The sequence below is a fragment of the Streptomyces sp. NPDC005805 genome (assembly GCF_040630445.1).
In the GTDB taxonomy this organism is placed as follows: domain Bacteria; phylum Actinomycetota; class Actinomycetes; order Streptomycetales; family Streptomycetaceae; genus Streptomyces.
Window position 1 is genome coordinate 16,805 of record NZ_JBEXXN010000043.1, and the last position, 25,879, is coordinate 42,683.

Here is a 25,879-nt window from a genome sequence, read left to right on the forward strand (position 1 = left end):
CGAGGGGACCCGGTGCCGTTGCTCACAGCACCGGGTCCCGTGCGCGGGACGCGCCGAGGACGCCGAGGTCCGCGCGGAGGACTACTTCGTCCACTCCGCCCAGGACATGTTCCAGCCGTTGAGGCCGTTGTCCGGGGCGATCTGCTTGTCCTTGGAGTTCTTCACGATGACGACGTCGCCGATGAGGGAGTTGTCGAAGAACCAGGCCGAGGGCATGTTCTTGTCGTAGCCGCCGCGCACGTCCTGGAGGCCGACGCAGCCGTGGCTGACGTTGGCGGAGCCGAAGGTGCCGGGCGAGGCCCAGTAGTTGCCGTGCACGAAGGTGCCCGAGGTGGACAGGCGCATCGCGTGCGGCACGTCCTTGATGTCGTACTCGCCGCCGAAGCCGACGGTGGCGCCGTTCATCCGGGTCACCTCGTACTTCTCGCTGATGACCATCTGCCCGTTGTAGGTGGTGGTCGACGGCGCGCCCGCGGTGATCGGGACCTTCTTGATCTCCTTGCCGTCCCGGACCACCGACATGGTGTGCGCGGACGCGTCCACGGTGGAGACCTGGGAGCGGCCGATGGTGAAGGAGAAGGACTTGGCCTGCTTGCCGTAGACGCCCGGGCGGCCCTCGACGCCGTCCAGGTTGAGCTTCACGGTGACCTTGGTGCCGGCCTTCCAGTACGTCTCCGGGCGGAAGTCGAGGCGGTCGTTGCCGAACCAGTGGCCCTCGATCCGCACCGGCGGGTCGGCGGTGACGGTGATGGCCTTCTCGACGGCCTCGGGCGCGGTGATCCCGCGGGTGAAGTTGATGGACACCGGCATGCCCACGCCGACGGTGGTGCCGTCCTCGGGGGTGTAGTGGCCGATGAAGGTGTTCTGCGGGACGAGGGTGGTGAAGGTGGTGTCCTTCGCGGACTCGCGTCCGTCCGCGTCCTTGGCGACCGCGTGGACCTTGTACTTGGTGGCGCCCGCGAGGTGGTGCAGCGGCTCCCAGGACGCCCCGTCCGAGGAGGTCTTCCCCTCGATCTTCGTGCCCTTGTCGTCCTGCACGGTGACGGTGGTCAGCTTGCCCTTGGCCGCGGTCACCTTCAGCGCGCCCGTGGTCGGGACGGCGTCCGCGCCGTCCTTGGGCGCGACGGTGACGACCGCCTGCGACGGGCCGTCCGCGACCTTGCCGGCCCCCTTGCCGTCCGAACCCGCGTCGCCGCCCTTGCCGTCCCCGCCGCCCGCGCACGCGGTCAGCGCGAGCAGCGCGCCCAGTGCCAGTGCGGAGAGCCGGACGCCTCTGCGTCCCCGCCCCCGTCCGGCTCCGGCCGATGCCCCCGATATCGGCTGCCCGTTCACGTCTCGTTCTCCCCTCGCACGGCCTGGCCCCGCCACGGCCCGCACCCCCGCGCCCTATCCGCGCACAGTGTTCAGAAAATCACACGGATCGTCTCGGGACGTACCCCTGGATGTCACCGTTCGGTCCCAACCTGTCCACCGGGACAGACGGAGAAACGCCAGGCAGGGGGCGCGTGGCGAGGGGGCGGGGCGCGCGTGGCGGGCCGTGACGGAGGGGGCGTGGCGGAGGGGCGGGACCACGGCGGAGGGCGCCCCGGCGGAGGGGCGGTCAGCGCAGGGCCGAACCCGCCTTCCAGGTACGCCAGTCGAGGTTCCAGCCGCCGAGGCCGTTGTCGGGGGCGACGGTGCGGTCCCGGGAGTTGACCACCTCGACGACGTCGCCGATCAGGGTCCGGTCGTAGAACCAGCCGGCCGGGGACTCGCTGCTGCCGCCCTTGTCGTCACGGAGGCCGACGCAGCCGTGGGAGACGTTGTCCGAGCCGAAGGTCTCGGGCACGGCCCAGTAGTTGCCGTGCAGGAAGGTGCCCGAGGTGGTGAGCCGGATCGCGTGCGGGACGTCCGGGATGTCGTACTCGCCCCGCCCGTCCTTCTTCTTGAAGCCGACGGTCGCGCCGTTCATCCGGGTCACGTCGTACATCTCGGTGACCACCATCCGGCCGTTGTAGGTGGGCGTCTTGTCGGCGCCCGCCGTGACCGGGACCTCCGCGAGGAGCTTCCCGTCCCGGACCACCCGCATGGTGTGGGCCGCCGCGTCGACCGTGGAGACCTGGGAGCGGCCGACGGTGAAGACCACCCGCTTCTGCTGGATGCCGTACGCGCCCGGTGCCCCGGCCACATCGCGCAGCCGCATGTCGACGGTGACCCGGGTGCCCGGCTTCCAGTACCGCTCGGGCCGGAAGTCCAGGCGGTCCCGGCCGAACCAGTGCCCGGCGATCTCCACGGGCGGGTCGGAGGTCACCCGGATCGCCCGTTCGACCGCCGCCCGGTCGGCGATCTCGCGGTTGAAGGAGAAGGAGACGATCATCCCCGTGCCGACGGTGGCGCGGTTCTCCGGCTTGAAGTAGCCGATGAACCGGTGCTCGGGCACGGCGGTGGCGAAGGTGGTGTGCCGGGCCGTGCGCCGCCCCCGCGCGTCCAGGGCGACCACGTCCACCCCGTACTTCGCGGCGAGCCCCAGCCGGGTCCCCTTCTCCGGCGTCCAGCTCAACCCGTCCGCCGCGATCCGCCCGGGGACCTCGGCCCCGCCGTCCGCCTCGATACGGGTGACCCGGACCCGTTCCAGCCGGCCGCCGTCGAGTTCGACGCGGAGGGGGCCGTCCGGGGCGACGCCCTTGGCGCCGTCCTCGGGTGTCACCCGGATCACCTCGTCCCGGCCGCTGCCCTTGCCGCCGCCGTCGGGCGCGCCGCCGGTGCACCCGACGAGCCCCGCGACCAGTCCCGCTCCCGCCAGCGCCAGGCCCGCACGCCGTACCGCGCGTTTCAGTGCATCTCTCACGCACCGCCCAACGACGGCCCCCCGCCCCGGGCAACGTGACCCGCCGCCGTACGGGCACCGGGGCCGGGCGGGCCGGTCCCGGGGGCCGGCGGAGGGGTGCGATGTTGGGAGGCGGGCCGGACGGGCAGAAATGACGGGAGGACCGACGACGGGCACGGGGCCGGGACGCCGCGCACGCCCGTCCGGGCCCGCCGGTGTCAGGGGCCCGACGAGCCGCGGGAGGCCGAGAGGTGTCGAGCGCAGCGGAAACCGAACAGGAGACGCCGGCCGAGGGAGCGCGGGACGCACGGGGTGCGCCGCCGCGCGCCCCGGCGCCGTCCGCCGCGGGCAGCCGCCCGGTGGTCCGCGCGGGACCGGCCGCCTGGCCGGGCGCGCCGACCCCGCTCGGCGCCCGGTACCGGGTGGGTCCGGACGGGGTCGCGGGCACCAACTTCGCGCTCTGGGCGGGCGGGGCGGAGGGGGTCGACGTCTGCCTCTTCGACGGCCCCGGCCCGGACGCGACCGAGACCCGGGTGCCGCTCACCGAGCTGACCCACGAGATCTGGCACGGCTTCGTCCCCGGCGTCCGGCCGGGGCAGCGCTACGGCTTCCGGGTGCACGGCCGCTGGGACCCGTGGACGGGCGCCCGCTGGAACCCGGCGAAGCTCCTCCTCGACCCGTACGCCCGCGCGGTCGACGGCGACTACCGGCTGCCGCCCGAGGTGTACGGGCACGTACGCGACTGGCCGCAGCAGCATGTCGCCGACACCGTGCGCGACGACCGGGACTCGGCGCCGTTCGTGCCCAAGGGCGTCGTGGTCCACGACGACGCGGGCGGGGGCGACGAGTGGCGGGACGACCGCCGGCCCAAGACCCCGTGGTCGGACACGGTCATCTACGAACTGCACGTACGCGGCTTCACCAAGCGGCACCCCGGCATCCCGGAGCAGCTGCGCGGCACCTACGCGGGCCTGGCCCACCCGGCCGCGATCGAGCACCTGACCTCGCTCGGGGTGACGGCGGTCGAGCTGCTGCCGGTGCACCAGTTCGCCCACGAGGACCATCTGCTGCGCCGGGGCCTGGTCAACTACTGGGGCTACAACTCCATCGGCTACTTCGCCCCGCACGCCGCCTACGCGGCCTCGGGGACGGCCGGGCAGCAGGTCGGCGAGTTCAAGCGGATGGTCCGGGCGCTGCACGCGGCCGGGATCGAGGTGATCCTCGACGTCGTCTACAACCACACCGCCGAGGCCGGGGAGCTGGGCCCGATGCTGTCGCTGCGCGGCATCGACAACCGCGGCTACTACCGCCTCCAGCACGACGCCCGCCGCTACGCGGACTACACGGGCTGCGGCAACACCCTGCACGTGGTGCAGCCGCAGGTGCTGCGGCTGATCACCGACTCGCTGCGCTACTGGGTGACCGAGATGGGGGTGGACGGCTTCCGCTTCGACCTGGCGGCGGCGCTGGCGCGCTCGATGCACGACGTGGACATGCTCTCCCCCTTCCTCGCGGTCATCGCCCAGGACCCGGTGCTGCGCCGGGTGAAGCTGATCGCCGAACCGTGGGACGTGGGCAGCGGCGGCTACCAGGTGGGCGCGTTCCCCCCGCTGTGGACCGAGTGGAACGACCGCTACCGGGACGCGGTCCGGGACTTCTGGCGCGGCGCGCTGCACGACGTACGGGATCTCGGCTACCGGCTGTCCGGCTCCAGCGACCTGTACGCCTGGGGCGGGCGCCGCCCGTACGCCTCGGTCAACTTCGTCACCGCGCACGACGGTTTCACCCTGCGCGACCTGGTCTCCTACGAGCACAAGCACAACGAGGCCAACGGCGAGGGCAACCGGGACGGGACCGACGACAACCGGTCCTGGAACTGCGGCGCGGAGGGCGACAGCGACGACCCGGCGGTCAACGCGCTGCGGCGGCGGCAGCTGCGGAACCTGCTGACCACGCTGCTGCTCTCCACCGGGGTGCCGATGCTGGTCGCGGGCGACGAGATGGGCCGCACCCAGCGCGGCAGCAACAACGCGTACTGCCAGGACAACGAGATCAGCTGGCTGGACTGGTCGCTGCCGCAGGAGCCGGGCGGGCAGGAGCTGCTGGCCCTGACCCGCCGGCTGCTCGCCCTGCGGCACGCGCATCCGGTGCTGCGCCGCCGGGCCTTCTTCTCGGGCCGCCCGCAGGCCCCGGACGGGCTGCGGGACCTGGCGTGGTTCACGCCCGAGGGCACCGAGATGACCGAGTCCGACTGGTACGCACCCTCCGCGGCGCTGGCCCTGTACCTCTCCGGCCGGGACATCCCCGGGCGGGACGCGCGGGGTGAACAGGTCACCGACGACAGCTTCCTGACGGTCCTGCACGCGGCGCACACCCCGGTGCCGTTCCGCCTGCCGGGCCGGCCGTGGGCGGAGGCGTACGAACTGGTGGTGGACACCTCCCGGGAGGACCAGACCGAGCCGCCGGGCACGGTGTACGCGGGCGGCACGACGGTGACGGTCCCGGCGCGGTCGGTGCTGCTGCTGCGGGTGCTGCCGGGGGCGGAGCTTTCGGAGGCGGCCGTTCCGGACGGAGGCGAGAGCGGGGACCGGGCAAGGGACGGAGACGGAGACGGAGGCGGCGACGGAGGCGGCGGCACCGGTTCAACTTAGGGTAGCCTTACCGGACCTGCCGGGCGGGTCGGCCTGAACCCGTCCGGCAGGTCCGTCCCTCTGGGGTCAGCCGGCGGCGGGGCCGAGGATGCCGCGGTCGTACGCCGTGGCCACCGCCGCCGCCCGGTCGCGGGCGCCCAGCTTGGCGAAGATGTGCGTCAGATGCGTCTTCACCGTCGCCTCGCTGATGAACAGCTCCCGGGCGATCTCCTTGTTCGAGGTGCCCCGCGCCACCAGCTCCAGCACCTCGCGCTCCCGGGCGGAGAGCTGCTCCTCCTCCGGGGCGGCCGGGCGGCGGACCCGGGAGACCAGGCGGGAGGCGACCGCCGGGGAGAGGACGGTCCGGCCCTCGGCGGCGGCCCGCACCGCGGTGAACAGCTCCTCGCGCGGGGCGTCCTTGAGGAGGTAGCCGGTGGCCCCCGCCTCGATCGCGGGCAGGGTGTCGGTGTCCGTGTCATAGGTGGTGAGGACCAGCACCCGGGACCGGGCGCCGCGGCGGACCAGTTCGGCGATGGCCGCCACTCCCCCGCCGCCGGGCATCCGCAGGTCCATCAGGACGACGTCCGGGTCCAGCCGGAGGGCGAGGGCCACGCCCTCCTCGCCGTCGGCGGCCTCGCCGAGCACACGGAAACCGGGCGCGGACTCGAACATGCCGCGCAGGCCGTCCCGGACGACGGGATGGTCGTCCACGAGGATCAGGGTGATGGAGGTGAGGGAGTCGTCAGCCATGGCGGACCAACGGTACGCGAGCGGACACCGCGGTGCCCTGGCCCGGTTCGGACTCGACCTCCGCCGTCCCCGCGATCCGCTCCGCGCGGGCCCGCATGCCCGCGAGGCCGAAGCCGCCGTCGGCCGAACGGGGCGGCAGGGCACCGGGGTCGAAGCCCCGGCCGTCGTCGCGGACGTCGAGGGTCACCTCGTCGCCCATGTAGGACAGGGTCACGCCCACCCGGCCGGCCGCCGCGTGCCGCGCGGTGTTCGCCAGCGCCTCCTCCGCGATCCGCAGCAGGGTCGCCGCGACCTCGGTGTGCAGCGGCTCCTCGGTGCCGGTCACGGTGAACGCGGCGGCCACCCCGTGGTCGTCCGACCAGGCGGTCACCGCCTTGCGCAGCGCCTCGGGCAGGCTGTCGTGCTCCAGCGCGGCCGGGGCGAGGTTGTGCACGGACCGGCGGGCCTCGCCCAGGCTGTGCCGGGCCAGAGCCGCGGCCCGGTCCAGATGCTGCCGGGCGAGGGCCGGGTCCTTGGCGGCGGCGACCACCTGGAGCTGGGCGATGATGCCCGCGAGCCCCTGGGCGATCGTGTCGTGGATCTCGGCCGCGAGCCGGCGGCGTTCGTCCGCGACGCCCGCCTCCCGTGCCTGGACGAGGAGTTGGGCGTGCAGCCCGGCGTTCTCGTCCAGCGCCTGCGCCAACCGCGCGTTGGCGTACTCCAGTTCGGCGATAGTGGCGAGCCGCTGCCGGGCGCGCTCGTCCTCCTGGAGACCGATGTTCACGAACACCAGGCACAGGGTGCCGTTGAGCGCGAACAGGGCGACGAACAGCATCCAGTTGAGGGCCTCGGCGGGCGGCAGGCCGCCCGACTGGGAGCCCGCCACGGTCACGGCGGTGGCCAGCAGCCCGGCGCGGGCCCAGCGCGGCGGCAGCAGGTGCACCGAGTCGAAGTAGCCCATCACCGCGTAGACGGCGAAGAGCGGGTTCAACCAGGTAAGGGCGAAGCCGACGAGGGTGCGCAGCACGAAGTAGACCCGGCCGGGCACCGCGTACGCCGGTTCCCCTTCCTCCGGGGCGGACGGGACGGGGTGGTCGCGGCTGATCGTGCGCCAACCCCACTCGATCGCGACCGCCACCAGGGTCAGACCGCCGGCCGCCCACATCTCGGCCGGGGTCATCAGCGCGGGGGCGGTGGCGGCGGCGGTCACCGTGCCGACGGCCAGCAGGATCCAGGGCCCGAGGCGGATGAACTGCTCCCAGCGGTCCTGTCCTTGCGGGGTGGTCGGGGTGGTCGGGGTGGTCGGGGTGGTCGGGGTGGCGGGCGGCGCGGGGGCGGACGGGGGCGCGGGGTGGCCTTCGGGACTCCCATGCCGTCAGTCTCCCTCTCCCGCCCGGGCGCCCCCGGCCCCGTCACCGTGCTCACTCCCGGCTCCTCACTCCCGACCCCTCACTCCCAGCGGAACCAGCGCGCGGCGGCGGCCGTGAGGACGACGGCCCAGAGCGCGGTCACGCCCAGGTCCGCCCAGGCCGGCCAGCTCCCCGAGGCGGCCCGGTCCAGTGCCTGGGAGGCCGCGCCGAAGGGCGTGAAGGCGACCACGTCCCGGAGCGCGCCGGGCATCGCCTGGACGGGCACCCACACCCCGGCCGCGAACATGCTCGGGAAGAAGACCACGGAGCCGATCGCGGTCGCGATCTTCTGGGTGCGCGACACGGCGCAGACGGTCGCGCCGAGCGCGAGGGCCGCGGCGGCGGTCAGCAGCAGCGCGAGCGCGTACCCCGCGGGCTGCGCGGGGAACGCGACGCCGAACGCGATCCGGCCGACGGCCAGCGCGAGGACGGCCGCGACCAGGACGGCCGCGCCGTGCAGGGCGAGTTGCGCGCCGAGCAGGGCGGACGGACGCACGGGGGTGGCGGACATCCGCCGCAGGATGCCGCGTTCGCGGTAGCCGGTGAGCACCGGCGGCATGGCCTGGAGCCCGGCCATGACGGTGGAGAGCAGCACGACCACGGGGACGTAGAGGTCGATGACCCGCTTGCCGCCGAGGTCCTCGGACGCCTCCCGGAAGGAGGGGATCATGCCGAGGATCAGCAGCAGGACGGTCGGAAAGAGCACGATCCAGAAGAGCGACCCGGGCTCCCGCCCGAAGAGCCGCGCCTCGGCCCGCAGCACCGCACCCCCGGCACCCCGCGACCGCCGCGCACCGGCGCGGCCCACCGCCGGAACGGCGGCTGCCGCCGGGCTCGCGCCGGAGGCGGAGGCCGCGCCCGTGCCCGGGGCCGCCGGCGCGGCCGTGTCCGGGCCGGGAGTTGCTCGCGTGGACGGGTCCGGTCCGGCGCCGGAGGCGGCGACCGGACTGGCGGCCGGGCGACCGGCCCCGACCGGGTCATGGGCCGATCCCGAGCCGGAGGCCGCCCGCGCGGCCGAGTCCGCACCTGGGGTGGCTCGCGCGGGCGCGTCCGGTCCGGAGGCGACGACCGGACGGCCGGAGGCCGGGCGACCGGCCCCGACCGGGCCGGAAACCGGGCCGGAGGCCCCAGGCGCGGCCGGGTCCGGGCCGGGGCCGGCGGCCCGATTGCCCAGGGCCGGGCGATCGGCCCGGTCACGGCCGGGGGTCGGGGGGTGGTGCGGTGAGGTCATCGAAGGCTTCCTTCGTCCGGGAGGGGTACGGGGGTCGGGGCGGGGCCGGTCGGGCGCTGCCGCCCCGTCAGGTCGAGGAACGCGTCGTCCAGCGACGCGTCCGCCACCCGCAGCCGCGCCGCCGTGATGCGGTGGCGGGCCAGCAGGGAGACCACCGCGTCCACCGTCTCGTCGGTGCCGTTGACGACGATCCGGCCGTCCCGGTGCTCGACGGACACCGCCTGCGGCAGCCGGGCGAGTTCCGTCTCGTCCAGCGGTGCGGACGGCGTGAAGGAGATGACCGTCGACGCCGACGCCCGGCCGATCAGGCCCGCCGGGGTGTCGAGCGCGGTGACCCGCCCCCGGTCGATGACGGCGACCCGGTCGCAGAGCCGCTGGGCCTCCTCCATGAAGTGCGTGACGAGCAGGACGGTCACGCCCCCGTCCCGGATCTCCTCGATGAGCCGCCAGGTGTCCCGGCGGGCCCGCGGGTCGAGGCCCGTCGTCAGTTCGTCGAGCACCACCACCCGGGGCGCGCCGACGAGCGCCAACGCGATGAACAGCCGCTGCTTCTGCCCGCCGGACAGCTTGGCGAACCGGGTGCCGAGCCTGTCCGTCAGCCCGAGGCGTTCCGCCAGCGCCCGCCAGTCCGCGGGGTGTTCGTAGAAGGAGGCGTACAGCTCCAGCGCCTCCCGGACGGTGATCTTCGGCTGGAGTTCGCTCTCCTGGAGCTGCGCGCCGAGCAGCCGGGTGACCCGGTCCCGGTCCGCGACCGGGTCCAGGCCGCAGACGGAGACCGTGCCCGCGTCCGGGACCCGCAGCCCCTCGACGCACTCCACGGTGGTGGTCTTCCCCGCGCCGTTCGGGCCGAGGATTCCGAAGATCTCGCCCTCCTCGACCGCGAAGCCGATCCCGTCCACGACCGGCCGTACGCCGTACGCCTTGCGCAGGCCCTTCACTTCGACAATCGCCATGCGCACAGCGTCCCGTCGGGCGGGGGCCGGCGGTATCGTCCGTCGCGCTCGAAGCCGCATCGGCCGATCGGTTGATACGGCGGTACGACCGCGCCCACGGCCACCGGCGCCGCGCGAAAAACAGATGAGTCTGTCAGTGGTGAACCGTACTCTCGGTGCTGATGCCCACTTCACTTCCCACCCCCACCCCGCCGGCCCCGGACGTGGAGCGGCGGTCCGCCGTGCGCTCCCTGCTGCGCCTGTGGCCGTATGTGCGGCCGGTGCGCGCCCGGCTGTTCAGCGCGGCGTTCGTCGCGGTCGTGGCCTCCTGCCTCAGCCTCGTCATCCCCCTGGTCCTCAAGTGGATGGTGGACGGCCCCGTCGCGGACCGTGACCCGGGCGGGGTGTGGCTGGGCGCGCTGGTGGTGCTGCTGCTCGGCATCGCGGAGGCGGTCCTGTTCGGCTTCCGGCGCTGGCTGGTCGCCCGGCCGCTCGCCGGTGTGGAGGCGGCCATGCGCGCCGACCTCTACGGGCATCTGCAACGGCTGCCGGTGGCCTTCCACGACCGCTGGGCCTCGGGCCAGTTGCTGTCGCGCGGGACCACGGACCTGATGCTGCTGCGGATGTTCCTGGCCTTTCCACTGACCTTCCTCCTGGTCAACGGCACCACGATCCTGGTGGGGTTCGTGATCCTGCTGGCCCAGGAGTGGACGCTGGGGCTGCTGCTGCTCGGTCCTGTGGTGCCGCTGGTGATCGCGTGCGCGCTGTTCGAGACGAAGTACTCGCTGGTCGCGCGGCGGGCGCAGGACCAGGTGGGCGATCTGACGACCGTGGTGGAGGAGAGCGTCCTCGGCATCCGGATCGTCAAGGGCTTCGGGCGGCACCGCAGCCAGTCGGAGGCGTTCCGGGGGCTCGCGGGCCGGCTGCGCGGCACGGAGCTGGAGAAGGCGCGGCTGCTGGGCGGGATCTGGGCGCTGATCACGGTCGTGCCGGAGCTGGCGATCGGCGCGGCGCTGGTGCTGGGCACGGTGCAGGTGGCCGACGGGGACCTGTCGGCGGGCACGCTGGTGGCCTTCCTGTCGACGGCGCTGGCGCTGCGCTGGCCGATCGACTCCATCGGCTTCCTGCTGGCGATGAGCCAGGAGGCGGCGACGGCGGCGGACCGGTACTTCGAGGTGCTGGACGCGGAGCCGGAGGCCGACGACGGCGACCGGGCGGGCGCGTTCCCCGGCACCGGTCCCGGGGAGGGCGGCACGCACCGCGAGGGACTGCGCTTCGAGGGCGTGACCTTCCGCTACCCGGACGCCCCGCCCGGCTCCGCCCCGGTCCTCGGCCCCGTCGACCTGCATGTGCGCACCGGCGAGACGATGGCCCTCGTCGGCGGCACGGGCAGCGGCAAGACCACCCTGACCGCGCTCGTCCCCCGGCTCTACGATCCGACCTCCGGGCGGATCACCCTCGACGGCCGCGACATCACCGCCCTGCCCCGGGAGCGGCTGCGCGAACTGGTCTCGGTCGCCTTCGAGGAGCCGACGCTGTTCTCCGCGACCGTCGGGGAGAACGTGCTGATGGGCGCCGGTCAGGACGCGGACGAGGAGGCCCTGCGGCGGTCGCTGGACATCGCCCAGGCCGGTTTCGTCGACACCCTGCCCAAGGGGGCGGACACCCAGGTCGGGGAGCAGGGCCTGAGCCTGTCGGGCGGTCAGCGGCAGCGGCTGGCGCTGGCCCGCGCGGTGGTCGGCGAACCGCGCTTCCTGGTCCTGGACGATCCGCTGTCCGCGCTGGACGTGCACACGGAGGCGCTGGTCGAGGCGGCGCTGCGGCAGGTTCTCGCCCGGACCACGGCGCTGGTGGTGGCGCACCGGCCGTCGACGGTGATGCTCGCCGACCGGGTCGCCCTGCTGTCCGGCGGGCGGATCGCGGCGGTCGGGACACACCAGGAACTGCTGCGCACCAACGCGGAGTACGCGTGGCTGATGTCCGGGGCGGACCGGCGGCCCAAGGACGCGGGCGCGGAGACGGACGCGGGCGCGGAGACGGTGGCGGAGACGGAGACGGAGAGGACGGCCCGGTGACGGCGGAACCGACGACGAGCGCGGTGGAGGAGCGGGCGGGCGACCCGGCCCGCCCCGAGCCCCCCGCGTCCCCCACCGGCCCCTCCCGGCCGGCCCCGCCTTCCGGGCCCTCGAACCCGGACGCCTCGGACCCGAACGCCTCGGACCCGGACGCCTCGGACCCCTTCGACCGGGACGCGCTGCCCGCCCCGCCCGGGGCGACCGGCGCGCTGCTGCGGTCGCTGCTCGCGCCGCACCGCGCCCGGGTCGCGCTCACCGCCCTGTTCCTGCTGCTCCAGCAGGCCGCCGTCCAGGCGGGTCCGCTGCTCGTCGCGTACGCGATCGACCGGGGCGTGCCCGCGTTCCGGGCGGGTGACCACGGCCCGCTGGTCGCCGTCGCCGCCGGGTACGCGGTGTGCGCGCTGGCCGGGGGCGTCCTCCAGTACGCGTTCATCCGCTCCGCGGCCCGGGTCAACCAGGACGCGCTGCTGGATCTGCGCGGCCGGATCTTCCGGCACGCCCAGGCGCTGAGCGTCGACTTCCATGAGCGCTACACCTCGGGCCGGCTGATCTCGCGGTCCACCGCGGACGTGGAGTCGCTCCAGGAACTGCTGAGCGAGGGCCTCCAGGAACTGATGGCCGTGGTGCTGTCGTTCGTCTACATCTCGGCGATGCTGCTCTGGCTGGACCTGGGGACGGGTGCGGTGGCGGTGGCCTCGTTCGTGCCGCTGTATCTGCTGGTGCGGCTCTACCGGCGGCGTGCGCGCAAGGTGTTCGCCGCGCGGTCCACCGCGATCGCCGCGGTGATCGTGAAGTTCGCGGAGACCCTGAACGGCATCCGGCCGGTGCGCGCGTTCCGCCGGGAGCGGGCCAATGACGCGGCCTTCCGGGCGCTGAACCACCGTCATGAGCGCAGCAACGGGGACTCGCTGCTGGAGATGGCCCGCTATGTGGTCGGCTCCCGGCTGGTCGCCAACACGGCGGTGGCGGCGATGGTGCTGTGGGGTGCGTGGCGGGTGGCCGGGGACACCCTGGCGCTCGGTGTGCTGGCGGCGGCGGTGCTCTATCTGCGCCGGCTGTACGACCCGATCGACCGGCTGGGGATGTTCCTGAACTCCTACGAGTCGGCGGCCGCGTCGCTGGAGAAGATCGCGGGTCTGCTGGCGCAGGTGCCCTCGGTGCCGGAGGCGGCCCGTCCGCGCGAACTGCCCGCCCCGGCGGGCGACGGCCCGGGGCGGGAAGTCGTCTTCGACGGGGTCTCGTTCGCGTACCGGACGGGTGGCGAGGTGCTGCCGCGGTTCGATCTGGCGATCCCGGCCGGGCAGACGGTGGCGGTCGTCGGCTCGACGGGCGCCGGGAAGTCGACCCTGGCCAAGCTGCTGGCCCGGTTCTACGACCCGACCGAGGGCCGGGTCCTGCTGGACGGCACGGACCTGCGCGAGCTGGCGGTGCCGGAGCTGCGGAGGGGCGTGGTGATGGTGACGCAGGAGGCGTTCCTGTTCTCCGGGACGGTCGCGGAGAACATCGCGATCGGCCGTCCGGACGCCACCCGGGCGGAGATCGAGCAGGCGGCGAAGGCGATCGGGGCGCACGACTTCATCGCGTCCCTGCCGGAGGGCTACGACACGGACGTGCGCAAGCGCGGCGGGCGGATCTCGGCGGGCCAGCGGCAGTTGGTGGCGTTCGCCCGCGCCCTGCTGGCGGACCCCTCGGTGCTCATCCTGGACGAGGCGACGAGTTCCCTGGACATCCCCGGGGAGCGGGCCGTCCAGCAGGCCATGGACACGGTCCTGCGCGGCCGCACGGCGGTGGTCATCGCCCACCGCCTCTCCACGGTCGAGATCGCGGACCGGGTGCTCGTCATGGACCGCGGCCGCGTCGTCGAGGACGGCCCGCCCGCCGCCCTCATCGCCGACGAGGGCCGCTTCGCGGGCCTCCACCGGGCCTGGCGGGACAGCCTGGTGGGCTGACGGGGGTGGACTGAGGGGCGGGAGTGACGGGCAGGGCGCTCCGGGCCACCGGGGAGCCCGGCCCGCGGGGCCATCGGGCGGGGCTCCCGCGCCGGTGTGCGCCGGTGTGACGGAGGCCGGGGTTCCGGGCGCGGGACGGATTCAGGAGGGGATTCAGGAGCGGGTCCGGGGCGGGTTCGGGGCGGGTTCGGGGGCGCACGGATCCGGCCATGCGCCGGGGGCGCGTGCGGGTGGGACGCGGCGTCACACTCAACCCTCCCGTCACAATCCGCGCCCCCGCCGGGACCACCCGCGGCCTTGCCGCGCCGGTGCGGGCGAACTCCGCGCCGAGGGGGGCCGTCATACCCCTGAAATGTCCGCTCAACGAACAACGACCTTCACGGACCGGACGACTTCCGGCCAAGTTCTTGTCGCGCTCCTGACAGGAACCGCTCACGGCTGCCACTCTTCCCCCGTTCCACGCATCACCGCTCCGAATGCCCCACTGCACGCCCGGCCCGCCCACCCAGCCGGCCGGTACCCCCCTCGCAGAAGGAGTTCGCGTGAGACCCACGCATCGCCGTCGCGCCACCGCGACCGGAGCCCTCATCGCGTCGGCCGCCATGATCGCGGTCGGATTCCAGACCGGCGCCTCCGCCGCCCCGCAGCCCGCCGCGGCCCCCGCCGCCGCGCAGCAGACGCAGGCGGATCCGGGCGCGCTCCCGAAGAGCCTCTCCCCCTCGCAGCGCGCGGAGCTGATCCGCGAGGCGTCCGCGACGACGGCCGCCACCGCGAAGGAGATCGGCCTGACGGCCAAGGAGAAGCTCGTCGTCCGGGACGTGGTCCAGGACCGCGACGGCACCACGCACACCCGCTACGAGCGCACCTACGAAGGGCTGCCGGTCCTCGGCGGCGACCTCGTGGTCGCGGAGTCCCCCGCCGGGGCGACCGAGGCGGTCACCAAGGCGTCCCCGGCACGGCTCGCGGGCGTGGACACCACGGCGGACGTCCCCGCGGCGACCGCCGAGAAGCAGGCCCTCGGCGCCGCGAAGGCCGAGGGCTCCAAGGCGACGAAGGCCGAGCGGGCGCCCCGCAAGGTCGTGTGGATGGGCTCGGGCAGCCCGACCCTCGCCTACGAGACCGTCGTCGGCGGCCTCCAGCACGACGGCACCCCGAACGAGCTGCACGTCGTCACCGACGCCGCCACCGGCGCGAAGCTCTTCGAGTGGCAGGCCGTCCACAACGGCACCGGCAACACCCAGTACAGCGGCCAGGTGACGCTGGGCACCGCGCCCTCGTACACGCTGACCGACACCACCCGCGGCAACCACAGGACCAACAACCTCAACCGCGGCACCTCGGGCACCGGCACCCTGTTCTCCGGCTCCGACGACGTCTGGGGCGACGGCACCCCGTCCAACCCGGAGACCGCGGGCGCGGACGCGCACTACGGCGCGGCCCTGACCTGGGACTACTACAAGAACGTGCACGGCCGTTCCGGCATCCGGGGCGACGGCGTCGGCGCGTACTCCCGGGTCCACTACGGCAACAACTACGTCAACGCCTTCTGGCAGGACAGCTGCTTCTGCATGACGTACGGCGACGGCGCGGGCAACGCCAAGCCGCTCACCTCGATCGACGTGGCCGCGCACGAGATGACCCACGGCCTGACCTCCAACACCGCGGGCCTGATCTACAGCGGCGAGTCCGGCGGCCTGAACGAGGCGACCAGCGACATCTTCGCGGCGGCCGTCGAGTTCCACGCCAACAACCCCCAGGACCAGGGCGACTACCTGGTCGGCGAGAAGATCGACATCCGCGGCAACGGCACCCCGCTGCGCTACATGGACAAGCCGAGCAAGGACGGCTCCTCCAAGGACTACTGGTACGCGGGCATCGGCAACATCGGCGTCCACTACTCCTCGGGCCCGGCGAACCACTGGTTCTACCTGCTCTCCGAGGGCAGCGGCGCCAAGACCATCAACGGCGTGAACTACGACTCGCCGACCTCCGACGGCCTGCCCGTGACCGGCATCGGCCGGGAGAAGGCGGCGCTGATCTGGTTCAAGGCGCTGACCACGAAGTTCAACTCCCGTACCGACTACGCGGGCGCCCGCACCGGCACCCTCGCGGTGGCGACCGAGCTGTACGGCGCGAGCAGCCCCGAGGTCAAGGCCGTCACGGACGCCTGGGCCGGCATCAACGTCGGCTCCCGCCCCGGCGGCGGCGACCCGGGTGAGCCCGGCGGCGTCTACGAGAACACCACCCCCGTCGCCATCCCGGACGCGGGCGCCGCGGTGACCTCCACCATCGACGTCACCGGCCGCACGGGCAACGCGCCCGCCGCGCTCAAGGTCGACGTGGACATCACCCACACCTACCGCGGCGACCTGGTCATCGACCTCCTCGCCCCGGACGGCACGGCCTACCGCCTGAAGAACAGCAGCGGCTCCGACTCCGCGGACAACGTCAGGGCGACCTACACCGTCAACGCCTCCTCCGAGACGGCGAACGGCGCCTGGAAGCTCCGCGTCCAGGACGTGTACCGCTACGACACGGGCCGCATCAACAGCTGGAAACTCACCTTCTGACCCACCGGCCCCGCCCCGCACCACACCACGTGCGCGCCGCCCGCCCCCTCCCAGGGGGCGGGCGGCGCGGTGTGCGTCGACCGTTCCACGTAGTGTTCTCGTCGCCCTGGAAGCACCATGGCCAGCGGGGGAAAGCCATCAGCACGTCAGTCGTACTCTCCGCCGAAGGAGTCGACCTCTCCTACGGCAGCCGTCCCGCCGTGCGCGACGCGCAGCTTCGCGTCGGGCGGGGCGAAGTGGCCGTCATCAGCGGCCAGAGCGGATCGGGCAAGTCCTCGCTGCTGTACTGCCTGGCCGGGGTCCTGGCGCCCGCGCGGGGGCGGGTGCTGTTCGAGGGGCGCTCGCTCGCGGACCTGGACGACGAAGGCATCAGCGCACTGCGCCGCGAGCGCTTCGGGTTCGTCTTCCAGTACGGGGAGTTGCTCCCCGAACTCACCGTCGAGGAGAACACCGCCCTGCCGCTGCGCCTGGCGGGGATGCGCAAGAAGCCCGCGCTGGCGGCGGCCCGGGAGGTCCTGGAGCGGCTCGGTATCGAGGAGTTGCGGGAGCGCAGGCCGTCCCAGGTGTCCGGCGGGCAGAGCCAGCGGGTGGCGGTCGCCCGCGCCCTGGTGCACCGCCCGGCCGTGGTGTTCGCGGACGAGCCGACCGGGTCGCTGGACAGCGCCAACGCCGCCGCCGTGCTGCGCGAGTTCCTCGAACTGGCGCGGTCGCAGGGCACCGCGGTCGTGCTGGTGACCCACGATCCGGCGGTGGCGGCCCAGGGGGACAGCCGTTACACGATGGCGGACGGGCGGCTCACCGCGGAGGCCGCGGCTCGCGCCGGAGCCACGGAGGCCGGCGCGTGAGGGAGTTCCTGCTCGGTCTGCGACTGCTGTTCGGCGCGGGCCGCGGCAGCCGCGTGCGCTTCCTGCTGATGGCCGCCGGCAGTTCCTTCGGCGTCTGCTGCCTCGCCCTCGTCCTCACCATCCCCGCGATCCTGGACGCCCACGACGGCCGCGCCGCCGACCGCGAGCCCCAGACCGTCTCGGAGCGGACGGCGGGCGCGCCCCTCGTCCTCCAGCGTTCGGACCCCTACGGCTCACAGCCCTTCACCCGGGTGTTCGTCGCGCGGGGCACCACCGGCGGGACGGCCACCGGGCCCGCACCCCCCGGCCTGGACGAACTCCCCCGCGCGGGAGAGGTGTTCGTCTCCCCTCGCGTACGCGATCTGCTGCGCGAGCAGCCCGGCATCAAGGGACGGCTGCCGGGCACGGTGGCGGGCACCATCGGGCCCGCGGGCCTCGCCCACCCCGATGAGCTGTTCGCCTACGTCGGCACGAGCCCCGAGCGGATCACCGGCGAGGCGCGCACGCTCACCGGCTTCGGGTACCCCTACGCGCCGTCCCCGGCGGTCGAACCGTCCACCCTCGGCAATCTCCGGTTCGCGCTGGGCACTCTCGTCCTGCTCCCGCTGGGCATCTTCCTCTCGGTGTGCGCCAGGCTGTCCGCCGCCGCCCGCACCCGCCGGCTCGCCTCGCTGCGGCTGCTCGGACTGAGCATCAGGGGCACCCAGCGGGTGAACGCCGCCGAGACCGTGGTCGCCGCGCTGATCGGCGCCCTTCTGGGACTGGCCGAGTACGCGGTGCTCAACCAGGTCATGTCCCGGACCGGTCTGCCCAGCCTGCGCTGGTACCCCGAGGACGGCGCCCTCTCCGCGGCGACCGTCGCCGTCTGCCTGATCGGCTGCCCGGCCCTCGCCTGGTTCGCGGGACGGGCCGGCGGACGCGACGCGGCGGCCCGGCCGCTGGCGGTACGGCGCACCGCGCCGCCGGGGCCGCCGTCGAAGTGGGGGGCTCTGCTGCTGGTGACCGGGCTCGGCATCGTCTGCGGGTACTGCGCGACCGACCTCGCCGGACGTCCCGCGTCCAATCTCGGGCTGAACGCCCCGCTGATCCTCGCGGGGGTGCTCCTCACCGGCGTCGGGCTGGTCACCACCCTGCCGCTGATCTCCCACACGGTGGCCCGGCGGGTGGCCCGCTCGGCGGACTCCCTGGCGCTGAGCCTCGCGATGCGGCGCAACGAGGTGGAGCCGGGCGGCACGATGCGGGTCGTCTCCGGGCTGGTGCTGCTGGTGTTCGCCGCCTCGCTCGGCCAGGGCGTGCTGATCCAGCTGGCGGAGGTCACCCGCCCCTCCGGACCCACCCAGGACTACGCCCTGCCCCTGTCGGGCATCACCCCCGCCCAGCAGCGCGAGCTGACGGAGGTGCCGGGCGTACGGGCCGGCGCCCTGACCATGGACTCCTGGGCGGACCTGGAGGCCGAGGGCGACGAGACGAGCTCCCGGGCCACCGCCCTGGTCGCCACCTGCGCCCAACTGGAGCGCCTGGTCCGGCAGTCCGATGGCTGCGCGGACGGACGGGTGCTGCGGCTCGTCGACCCCAACTCCAGTACGGACCCCGGCGTCGTGCCCGGTGCCGCCTTCCCGTACCGGCTGGACGCGCCGGGCGGGAAGCGGACCCTGGAGATCACGCTGCCGTCCGAGGCAGTGGTCTTCCGGGCGCCCAGCCCCTCGGCGGTCGGCTCGGCCGCCGTGCTCGTCCCGCCGTCGATGCTGCCCGCGGGCGCCCGGCCCGAGTCGGCGCAGCTGGTGCTGTCCGGCGGCTCGGACCCGGACGCCGTCCGCGGTGTCCTGGACGGCATCGGGGCCGTCGCCCCCACGGCGGAGGTCGTACCTCTCGGGGTCAACGTCCAGGGGCTCCAGCAGATCGCGGTGATCGAGACCCTGCTGGGTCTGGGCATGGTGATGGGGCTGGCCATCGGGGCGGCGGCCTTCACGGTCTCCGTCACGGACCGGGCGGTGGAGCGGCGGCCGCAGGTCACCGCCGTGACCCTGCTCGGGGCCCGGGCCCGGACCCTGCGGGCCGTGCAGTGCCTGCAGGTGGTGGTGCCGCTGGGCATCGGCCTGGCGCTCGCCCTCCTGCTGGGCAAGCTCGCCGAGGCCTGCTATCTGATCACCGCGGGCACCGAGGTGCGCTGGGACACGGCCGGGCTGCCGGTGCTGGCGGGCGCGGCGGCGGGGGTGCTGGTGACGACCGCGCTGGCGACCCTCCCGCTGGTCGGCCGCCGGGTGGACCCGGAGCTGATCCGGCGCGACTGACGAGGACCGACGACGACTCCCGGATCGTCAACCCGTGGTTGACGACCCAGGAGTCGTCAACCTAAGGTTGTCGCATGACCGAGCCCGTGCGTCTGACGCATCCCGTACGCCTCGACGACCTGATCGAGGCGATCAAGAAGGCCCACACCCAGCCCCTCGACCAGCTCTCCGACGCGGTCATCGCGGCGGATCATCTCGGGGACATCGCCGACCACCTCATCGGCCACTTCGTGGACCAGGCCCGCCGCTCCGGCGCGTCCTGGACCGAGATCGGGAAGTCGATGGGGGTCTCCAAGCAGGCCGTCCAGAAGCGCTTCGTCACCAAGGAGTCCGACCAGCCGCTCGACCTGGACCCGAGCCAGGGCTTCAGCCGCTTCACCGCCCGGGCGCGGAACGTCGTCGCGGCCGCGTCGAACGAGGCGCGCGAGGCCCGCAACACCCATGTCGGGCCCGAGCACCTGACACTGGGTCTGCTCGCCGAGCCGGACGGTCTCGCCGTCCGGGCCCTGGCCGCCCGGGGCGCGGACGCGGCCCGGGTCCGCGAGGCGGCGGCCGCCGCGCTGCCCCCGGCCGCCGACGACCTCCCGGAGATCGCCCCGTACGACGCCCGCGCCCGCAAGGCCCTGGAACTCACCTTCCGCGAGGCCCTGCGCCTGGGCCACAACTACATCGGCACCGAGCACATCCTCCTCGCCCTCCTGGAGGCGGAGGACGGCACCGGCCCGCTGTCCTCCCTCGGCGTGGACAAGGGCGCGGTGGAGGAGTGGGTGCGGGAGACGCTGGCGGCGATCACCGCAGGGCGGCCGGATCAGCCCTGAGCGCGGGTGTGCCCCGGGCGGCGGAACCCGATCCCGCCGCCCGGGGCACGGCCCACGCGCACGGCGCACCGCTCGCGGAAGCGGTGCGCCGTGGGTGGTGCGGGTGCGCCCCTCAGCGCAGCAGCACCCCCGCCTTCGGCCCCACCCCGTCCGGCGCCTCCGCCGGCAGGGCGACCAGGCCCATGTCCGCGCCGGCCGGGACCAGGCGGTGGGCGGGCAGGACCCGGACGGTGTAGCCGAACGGGCCGGTCCGGTCCAGGGCGAGGGGGCCCTCGTAGGTCCAGCGGCCGTCCAGGTCCGGCCCGCCGGCCGGCTTCAGCGGGAAGGTCCGGCCGTCACGGATCGCGTCGTCCGAGTCGACCCGGCCCGCGACCGCCTGCACCTCCACGTCGTCCGGCCCCAGGTCACCGAGGGTGGCCTGCACCCGCAGGATCAGCGTGGAGCCGAGCCCGGCCGTCGCCGCGCCGCCCGCCCCCGCGTCCTGGTCCACCGCCTCGACGTGCTCCACCGCGACCCGCGGCCAGCCCGCCCGGACCCGCGCCTTCCACTCGGCCAGGGCCTCGGCGGCGGAGGCGTCCAGGGCCCGGTGCGCCCCGGCGGCCGGGACGTACAGCCGCTCCACGTACTCGCGCACCATGCGCCCCGCGAGCACCTTGGGGCCCAGGGTGCTCAGGGTGCGGCGGACCATCTCGATCCAGCGGTCCGGCAGCCCGCCCGCGCCCTTGTCGTAGAAGCGGGGCGCGACCCGGTCCTCGATCAGGGAGTACAGCGCCGCCGCCTCCAGGTCGTCGCGGCGGTCCTCGTCGGTGGCCGCGCCGTCGGCGGTGGGGATCGCCCAGCCGTAGTCCGGCTCGAACCACTCGTCCCACCAGCCGTCCAGGACCGAGAGGTTGAGGGACCCGTTGAGCGCGGCCTTCATCCCGCTGGTGCCGCACGCCTCCAGCGGGCGCAGCGGGTTGTTGAGCCACACATCGCAGCCCGGGTACAGCTTCTTCGCCATCGCCATGCCGTAGTCGGGCAGGAAGACGATCCGGTGCCGCACCCGCGGGTCGTCCGCGAACCGGACCAGCTCGCGCACCAGCCGCTTGCCGCCGTCGTCGGCCGGGTGGGCCTTGCCGGCGACCACGATCTGGATGGGGTGGGTCGGGTGCAGCAGCAGCTCGGTCAGCCGCTGCCGGTCGCGCAGCATCAGGGTGAGCCGCTTGTACGAGGGGACACGGCGGGCGAAGCCGATGGTCAGCACGTCCGGGTCCAGCACCCCGTCGATCCAGCCGAGTTCGGCCTCGCCCGCGCCGCGCTGCCGCCAGGAGGCGCGCAGCCGCTGCCGCACCTCGTCGACCAGTTGCTCGCGCAGGGAGCGGCGCAGCTCCCAGATGTCGGCGTCCGGGATCTCGGCGACGGCGTCCCAGCGGGAGGAGCCGCCGACCGAGAGGGCGTCCTCCGCGCGGCCCGCGCCGATCTGGCGGGCGCCGAGGCGGAAGACCTCGGGGGCCATCCAGGTCGGCGCGTGGACGCCGTTGGTGACCGAGGTGATCGGCACGTCGGCGGCGTCGAAGCCCGGCCACAGCCCGGCGAACATGTCCCGGCTCACCGCGCCGTGCAGTTCGGAGACGCCGTTGGCGCGCTGGGCGAGGCGCAGGCCCATCACGGCCATGTTGAACACGCCCGCCTCGCCGCCCGGGTAGCTCTCGGCGCCGAGCTGGAGGACGCGGTCGACGGGGACGCCGGGCAGCTCCGCGCCGTCCGCGAAGTGGCGGGCGACCAGGTCGCGGTCGAAGCGGTCGATACCGGCCGGGACGGGGGTGTGGGTGGTGAACACGGTCCCGGCGCGCACCGCTTCCAGGGCCGCGTCGAAGCCGAGGCCGGGCGCCTCGCCCAGTTCCCGGATGCGCTCCAGGCCGAGGAACCCGGCATGGCCCTCGTTGGTGTGGAACACCTCGGGCTCCGCGTGCCCGGTGATCCGGCAGTACGCGCGCACCGCGCGCACCCCGCCGATCCCGAGGAGCATCTCCTGGAGCAGCCGGTGCTCGCTGCCGCCGCCGTACAGCCGGTCGGTGACATCGCGTGCGGCGGGGGTGTTGCCCTCCACGTCGGAGTCGAGCATCAGCAGCGGGACGCGGCCGACCCGGGCGATCCAGATGTGCGCGTGCAGCAGCCGGCTGGCGGGGAGGGTCAGGGTCACCCGGGCCGGGGTGCCGTCCTGCTCGCGCAGCAGGGAGACGGGCAGCTCGTTGGGGTCGAGGACCGGGTAGTGCTCCTGCTGCCAGCCGTCCCGGGAGAGGGACTGGCGGAAGTAGCCGTGCCGGTAGAGGAGTCCGACGCCGATCAGGGGGACGCCGAGGTCGCTGGCGGCCTTGAGGTGGTCGCCGGCGAGGATGCCGAGGCCGCCGGAGTACTGCGGCAGGGCCGCGGTCACGCCGAACTCGGGCGAGAAGTAGGCGATGGCGGCGGGGAACCGGGAGGGGTCCTCGCCGGCGCCGGCGCTCTGGTACCAGCGGCGGCCGCCCAGGTAGTCGTCCAGGTCGTCGGCGGCGGCCGCCAGCCGGCGCAGGAAGCGCCGGTCCCTGGTGAGCTCGGCCATCCGGGCGGCGGACACCTCGCCGAGGAGCCGCACGGGGTCGCCGGCCACGGCCTGCCACCCCTCGGGGTCGACGGAACGGAACAGTTCTTGGGTCTCGGTGTGCCAGGACCAGCGCAGATTGCGCGCCAGGTCACCGAGCGGTCGCAGGGGTTCGGGCAGGACGGGACGGACGGTGAAACGACGAATGGCCTTCACAGGTCCCACCTTCGCAGGGGATATACGCATCTGAGCGGACGCACGGCGGTGACGTGTCGTCCGTCCGCTTTCGTCGCGCACGACCGTAGCGGCCCGCCGGCCCGCGGGGGAGGGCGCACAGCGGCCCCGGGGGCTCGCCGGGGGGCACGCGGTCGGGGGCGGGGTCCGTCAGGACCCCGCCCCGCACCCCGCGCCCGGTCCCGTCGGCGCGCTCGGTCCCCTCAGCGCGCCCGCCCCCGCGCCGGAACCCCGTACGGCGAGCCCGCGTTCACCGTCTCGCGGTCGAAGGCGCCCTGGGACGCGTACCGGGCCGCGATGGCGGCGCGTTCGGACGGGGGGATCACCGTGTCCACGTCCCGGAAGCCGCCGGGGGCGCGCTCGTGGGCGAGGTTGATGACGACCTCCGGGCCCTGCCGCCGGTTGGCGCGCTGGAGGGCGGTGGTGACGGGCCGCCGGTCGGCCTCGTACGCGGCGAGGGCGGCGACCGGGTCCCGGTGGGTGGCCAGCGCGTGCGCGAGGGCGCGGCCGTCGACGACGGACTGGGTGGCGCCGTTGGAGCCGACCGGGTACATCGCGTGGGCCGCGTCCCCGATCAGGGTGGTGCGGCCGCAGGTCCAGGACGCCAGCGGCTCCCGGTCAACCATCGGGTACTCGTACGCCGCCTCGGCCGCCGCCAGGACCTCGGCCACCCGGACCCCGCCGAACTCCCAGCCCGCGAAGCGGTGGGCGAAGTCGCCGACGTCGACCGCCCGGTTCCAGTCGCCCCGGTACGCGCCGTCCTCGGCGTCGTGCGCCGCCGAACCCGGGCCCAGCAGGGCCCAGTTGACCTGGACCGTGCCCTCGGTGCCGGGTTCGGTGAGCGGGTAGACGACCGCCTTGTGGGTGTCGTCGCCCGCGATGAACATGAAGGTCCCGGCCCGCTCCGCCGGCATCCGGGACACCCCGCGCCAGATGACCGCCCCGTTCCACGGCGGCGCGCCCTCCCCCGGGTTGAGCGCCGCGCGGACCGCCGAGCGGATGCCGTCGGCGCCGATCAGCAGGTCCGGCTCCAGGGAGGCGCTGCCGCGCCGGGCGCCGTCGCGGTACTCCAGGGTGACCCGGGGCCGCCCTTCCGGCATGCCGTCCGGCAGCGGTTCGACGCCGGTGACCCGGACCCCGGTGAGCAGGGCGGACGGTCCGAGCCGGGCGCGCACCGCCTCCGCGAGGACGCGCTGGAGTTCGCCGCGGTGCACGGAGAGCTGGGGCCAGAGGTAGCCGGCGCGCAGCCCGCGCGGGTCGCGGGAGATCAGGGAGCCGCTGCGGTGGTAGTAGCGCAGCTCCCGGGTGCGCACGGCGCCGCGTTCGACGGCGCCGAGCACGCCGAGGGCGTCGAGTTCGCGGACCGCGTTGGGCATGAGGTTCAGGCCGGCGCCCACCGGGCGGATCTCGCGGGCGGCCTCGACGACCGTGATCCGTGCGAATCCGGCCGCGTGGAGGGCGAGTGCCGCCGTGAGGCCGGCGACGCCACCGCCGACGATCATGATGTGGGTCATGGGGACGGGTCTCCTCGAAAGTCTGCTCGGTGCTCTCCTTCTCGCCGGTCAGTGCCGGGCGGCGCGGGCCGTGGCGTCGGGTGCCGCCGTACCGGAGCCCCGTATCGAGCGGCGCACCAGCGTCTCGTTGGCACGAGTCAGGTCGAGCACGGAGCGCAGCAGGGCCACCGGCGCGCCCCCGCTGCCCACGTCGTAGAGGCGGACCTCCTCGCTGTACGCCTTGCGGGCGATGGTGATGTGCCGGGCGCGGAAGGTCTTCAGCAGGCGCAGCACCCGGGCGAGGGCCACGGCGGAGGCGGCGAGCGAGGCGGGGACCGAGCCGGTGCCCTCCCAGCTGAAGGCCGCGGAGAGCTTGGAGACCGCCGAGACGCCGCCCCGGTGCACGGCGTGGTGCGCGCGCCAGGACGGAAGGCTGTAGCGGACGGAGTCGTCGAGGAAGGCGTCGTAGGCGTCGTCGCTCCGGTCGCACTGCCACAGCGTCAGATCGACGAGCCAGAGGGGGACCTGCGCGGCGGCGGGGCCGAGGAGGTCCTCCCCGGCGACGTCCACCTCCTCGAAGTAGGAGCGCAGCTCACGGGCGAAGAACTCGGGCGAGACCCGGGCCACGGTGAAGTCGATGGAGTCGACCATGCGGGCGACATGCCCGGCGGTGCGGTCCAGCGCCTCGGCGAAGGCGGGGTCGTACGGTTCCAGCCGGGCCAGCTCCGCGCAGGTGTCGAGGCAGGCGACCAGGCTGGGGAAGACCATCCGGACGGCGTCCTGGAGATTCCCCTCCATCGGGTCGCCGGTGTACATCCGCTGCCGGGGGCCGGTGGGGTTCCAGGCCGTGTAGTGGTGCACGGTGTCGCGCGGCACCATGTCGGTGCGGCGGCCGAGCAGCCGCAGGACGGGCAGGGCCTCCGGCACGGCGGCGAGCGGCTCGGTGCCGTGACGTTTCAGCGACCCCAGGAGGATGCCGAGGTCCCGCATCGCGGCGAGGGCGTCGACGACGGAGAACGACGCGGCGCGCTCCGGCTCGGGCAGCAGGGCGCGCAGGGCGACGGCGAGCGCGGGCACGTCGGCGGCCGCGTTCATCGCCGGGAGGGCCCCGAGCAGCGGGTCCGCGCCGAGCGGGTCGGCGGCGCGTATCTCGGCTATCCGGTAGCGCGGCTCGGCCCGGTGGCGGGCGTCGTCCAGCGGCTCGGGTGCGGGCACGACGAGGTCGTTCAGGGTCAACGGACTGTCCCCTCGGGTCGGTTCACTGGTGGATGCGGGGCGGCGGCGCGCACGGCCCCGGCCGGGCGCCC

16 protein-coding genes are annotated in these 25,879 nt (G+C 74.4%); 7 read left to right on the forward strand and 9 right to left on the reverse strand.

Annotation, left to right across the window (positions count from 1 at the left end):
* Positions 1–81 precede the first annotated feature (81 nt).
* Entirely contained in the window at positions 82–1,332 is a 1,251-nt protein-coding gene (locus ABZ457_RS21945) for an Ig-like domain-containing protein (RefSeq protein WP_359159691.1), read from the reverse strand.
* Between the two features lie 268 nt (positions 1,333–1,600).
* The gene (locus tag ABZ457_RS21950) at positions 1,601–2,827 is read right to left on the reverse strand and encodes an Ig-like domain-containing protein (protein WP_359159693.1); all 1,227 of its coding nucleotides are present in this window, start codon (positions 2,825–2,827) and stop codon (positions 1,601–1,603) included.
* A 338-nt stretch (positions 2,828–3,165) separates the two neighbouring features.
* On the opposite strand from ABZ457_RS21950, the gene glgX reads away from it, so the two are divergent.
* Positions 3,166–5,457, forward strand: coding sequence for a glycogen debranching protein GlgX (gene glgX, locus ABZ457_RS21955; protein WP_359159740.1), 2,292 nt, complete (start codon positions 3,166–3,168; stop codon positions 5,455–5,457).
* 66 nt (positions 5,458–5,523) lie between these two features.
* Here the strand turns inward: glgX and ABZ457_RS21960 are convergent, their stop codons facing one another.
* The 4 genes from ABZ457_RS21960 to ABZ457_RS21975 form a co-directional block, all read right to left on the reverse strand.
* Positions 5,524–6,186 (reverse strand): response regulator transcription factor, encoded by a 663-nt coding sequence (locus ABZ457_RS21960; protein ID WP_359159695.1) that lies wholly within the window; start codon positions 6,184–6,186, stop codon positions 5,524–5,526.
* Positions 6,179–7,414 (reverse strand): sensor histidine kinase, encoded by a 1,236-nt coding sequence (locus ABZ457_RS21965; RefSeq protein WP_359159742.1) that lies wholly within the window; start codon positions 7,412–7,414, stop codon positions 6,179–6,181. Before ABZ457_RS21965 ends, ABZ457_RS21960 begins: the two co-directional genes overlap by 8 nt.
* Positions 7,415–7,614: 200 nt before the next feature.
* A complete protein-coding gene (locus ABZ457_RS21970; RefSeq protein WP_359159697.1) occupies positions 7,615–8,382 on the reverse strand; it encodes an ABC transporter permease in 768 nt (255 codons plus the stop codon).
* Between the two features lie 419 nt (positions 8,383–8,801).
* A complete protein-coding gene (locus ABZ457_RS21975; protein ID WP_359159699.1) occupies positions 8,802–9,758 on the reverse strand; it encodes an ABC transporter ATP-binding protein in 957 nt (318 codons plus the stop codon).
* Positions 9,759–9,919: 161 nt separating this feature from the next.
* Between ABZ457_RS21975 and ABZ457_RS21980 the strand changes: the two genes are divergently transcribed.
* The 6 genes from ABZ457_RS21980 to ABZ457_RS22005 all read left to right on the forward strand — a co-directional run bounded on the left by ABZ457_RS21980 (position 9,920) and on the right by ABZ457_RS22005 (position 20,285).
* Positions 9,920–11,812 (forward strand): ABC transporter ATP-binding protein, encoded by a 1,893-nt coding sequence (locus tag ABZ457_RS21980; protein WP_359159701.1) that lies wholly within the window; start codon positions 9,920–9,922, stop codon positions 11,810–11,812.
* Positions 11,809–13,761: an ATP-binding cassette domain-containing protein gene (locus ABZ457_RS21985; protein WP_359159703.1), complete on the forward strand. Its 1,953-nt coding sequence runs from the start codon at positions 11,809–11,811 to the stop codon at positions 13,759–13,761. The genes ABZ457_RS21980 and ABZ457_RS21985 overlap by 4 nt, the downstream gene beginning before the upstream one ends.
* Positions 13,762–14,303: 542 nt before the next feature.
* Complete coding sequence (locus ABZ457_RS21990; RefSeq protein ID WP_359159705.1) at positions 14,304–16,331, forward strand: M4 family metallopeptidase; 2,028 nt, start codon at positions 14,304–14,306, stop codon at positions 16,329–16,331.
* Between the two features lie 200 nt (positions 16,332–16,531).
* Positions 16,532–17,176, forward strand: coding sequence for an ABC transporter ATP-binding protein (locus ABZ457_RS21995; protein ID WP_359159707.1), 645 nt, complete (start codon positions 16,532–16,534; stop codon positions 17,174–17,176).
* Positions 17,173–19,467 (forward strand): ABC transporter permease, encoded by a 2,295-nt coding sequence (locus tag ABZ457_RS22000; RefSeq protein ID WP_359159709.1) that lies wholly within the window; start codon positions 17,173–17,175, stop codon positions 19,465–19,467. Before ABZ457_RS21995 ends, ABZ457_RS22000 begins: the two co-directional genes overlap by 4 nt.
* A 74-nt stretch (positions 19,468–19,541) precedes the next feature.
* On the forward strand, positions 19,542–20,285 hold the full coding sequence (locus ABZ457_RS22005; RefSeq protein ID WP_359159711.1) for a Clp protease N-terminal domain-containing protein: 744 nt from the start codon (positions 19,542–19,544) through the stop codon (positions 20,283–20,285).
* Positions 20,286–20,397: 112 nt separating this feature from the next.
* Here ABZ457_RS22005 and glgP read toward each other — a convergent pair whose 3' ends face one another.
* The 3 genes from glgP to ABZ457_RS22020 form a co-directional block, all read right to left on the reverse strand.
* Positions 20,398–23,061, reverse strand: a complete 2,664-nt coding sequence (gene glgP / locus ABZ457_RS22010) for an alpha-glucan family phosphorylase (RefSeq protein ID WP_359159713.1) — start codon at positions 23,059–23,061, stop codon at positions 20,398–20,400.
* 221 nt (positions 23,062–23,282) lie between these two features.
* Positions 23,283–24,593 carry an FAD-dependent monooxygenase gene (locus ABZ457_RS22015; protein WP_359159716.1) on the reverse strand — a complete coding sequence of 437 codons (1,311 nt, stop codon included), beginning with the start codon at positions 24,591–24,593 and terminating at the stop codon, positions 23,283–23,285.
* 48 nt (positions 24,594–24,641) lie between these two features.
* Complete coding sequence (locus tag ABZ457_RS22020; RefSeq protein ID WP_359159718.1) at positions 24,642–25,808, reverse strand: monodechloroaminopyrrolnitrin synthase PrnB family protein; 1,167 nt, start codon at positions 25,806–25,808, stop codon at positions 24,642–24,644.
* Positions 25,809–25,879 lie beyond the last annotated feature (71 nt).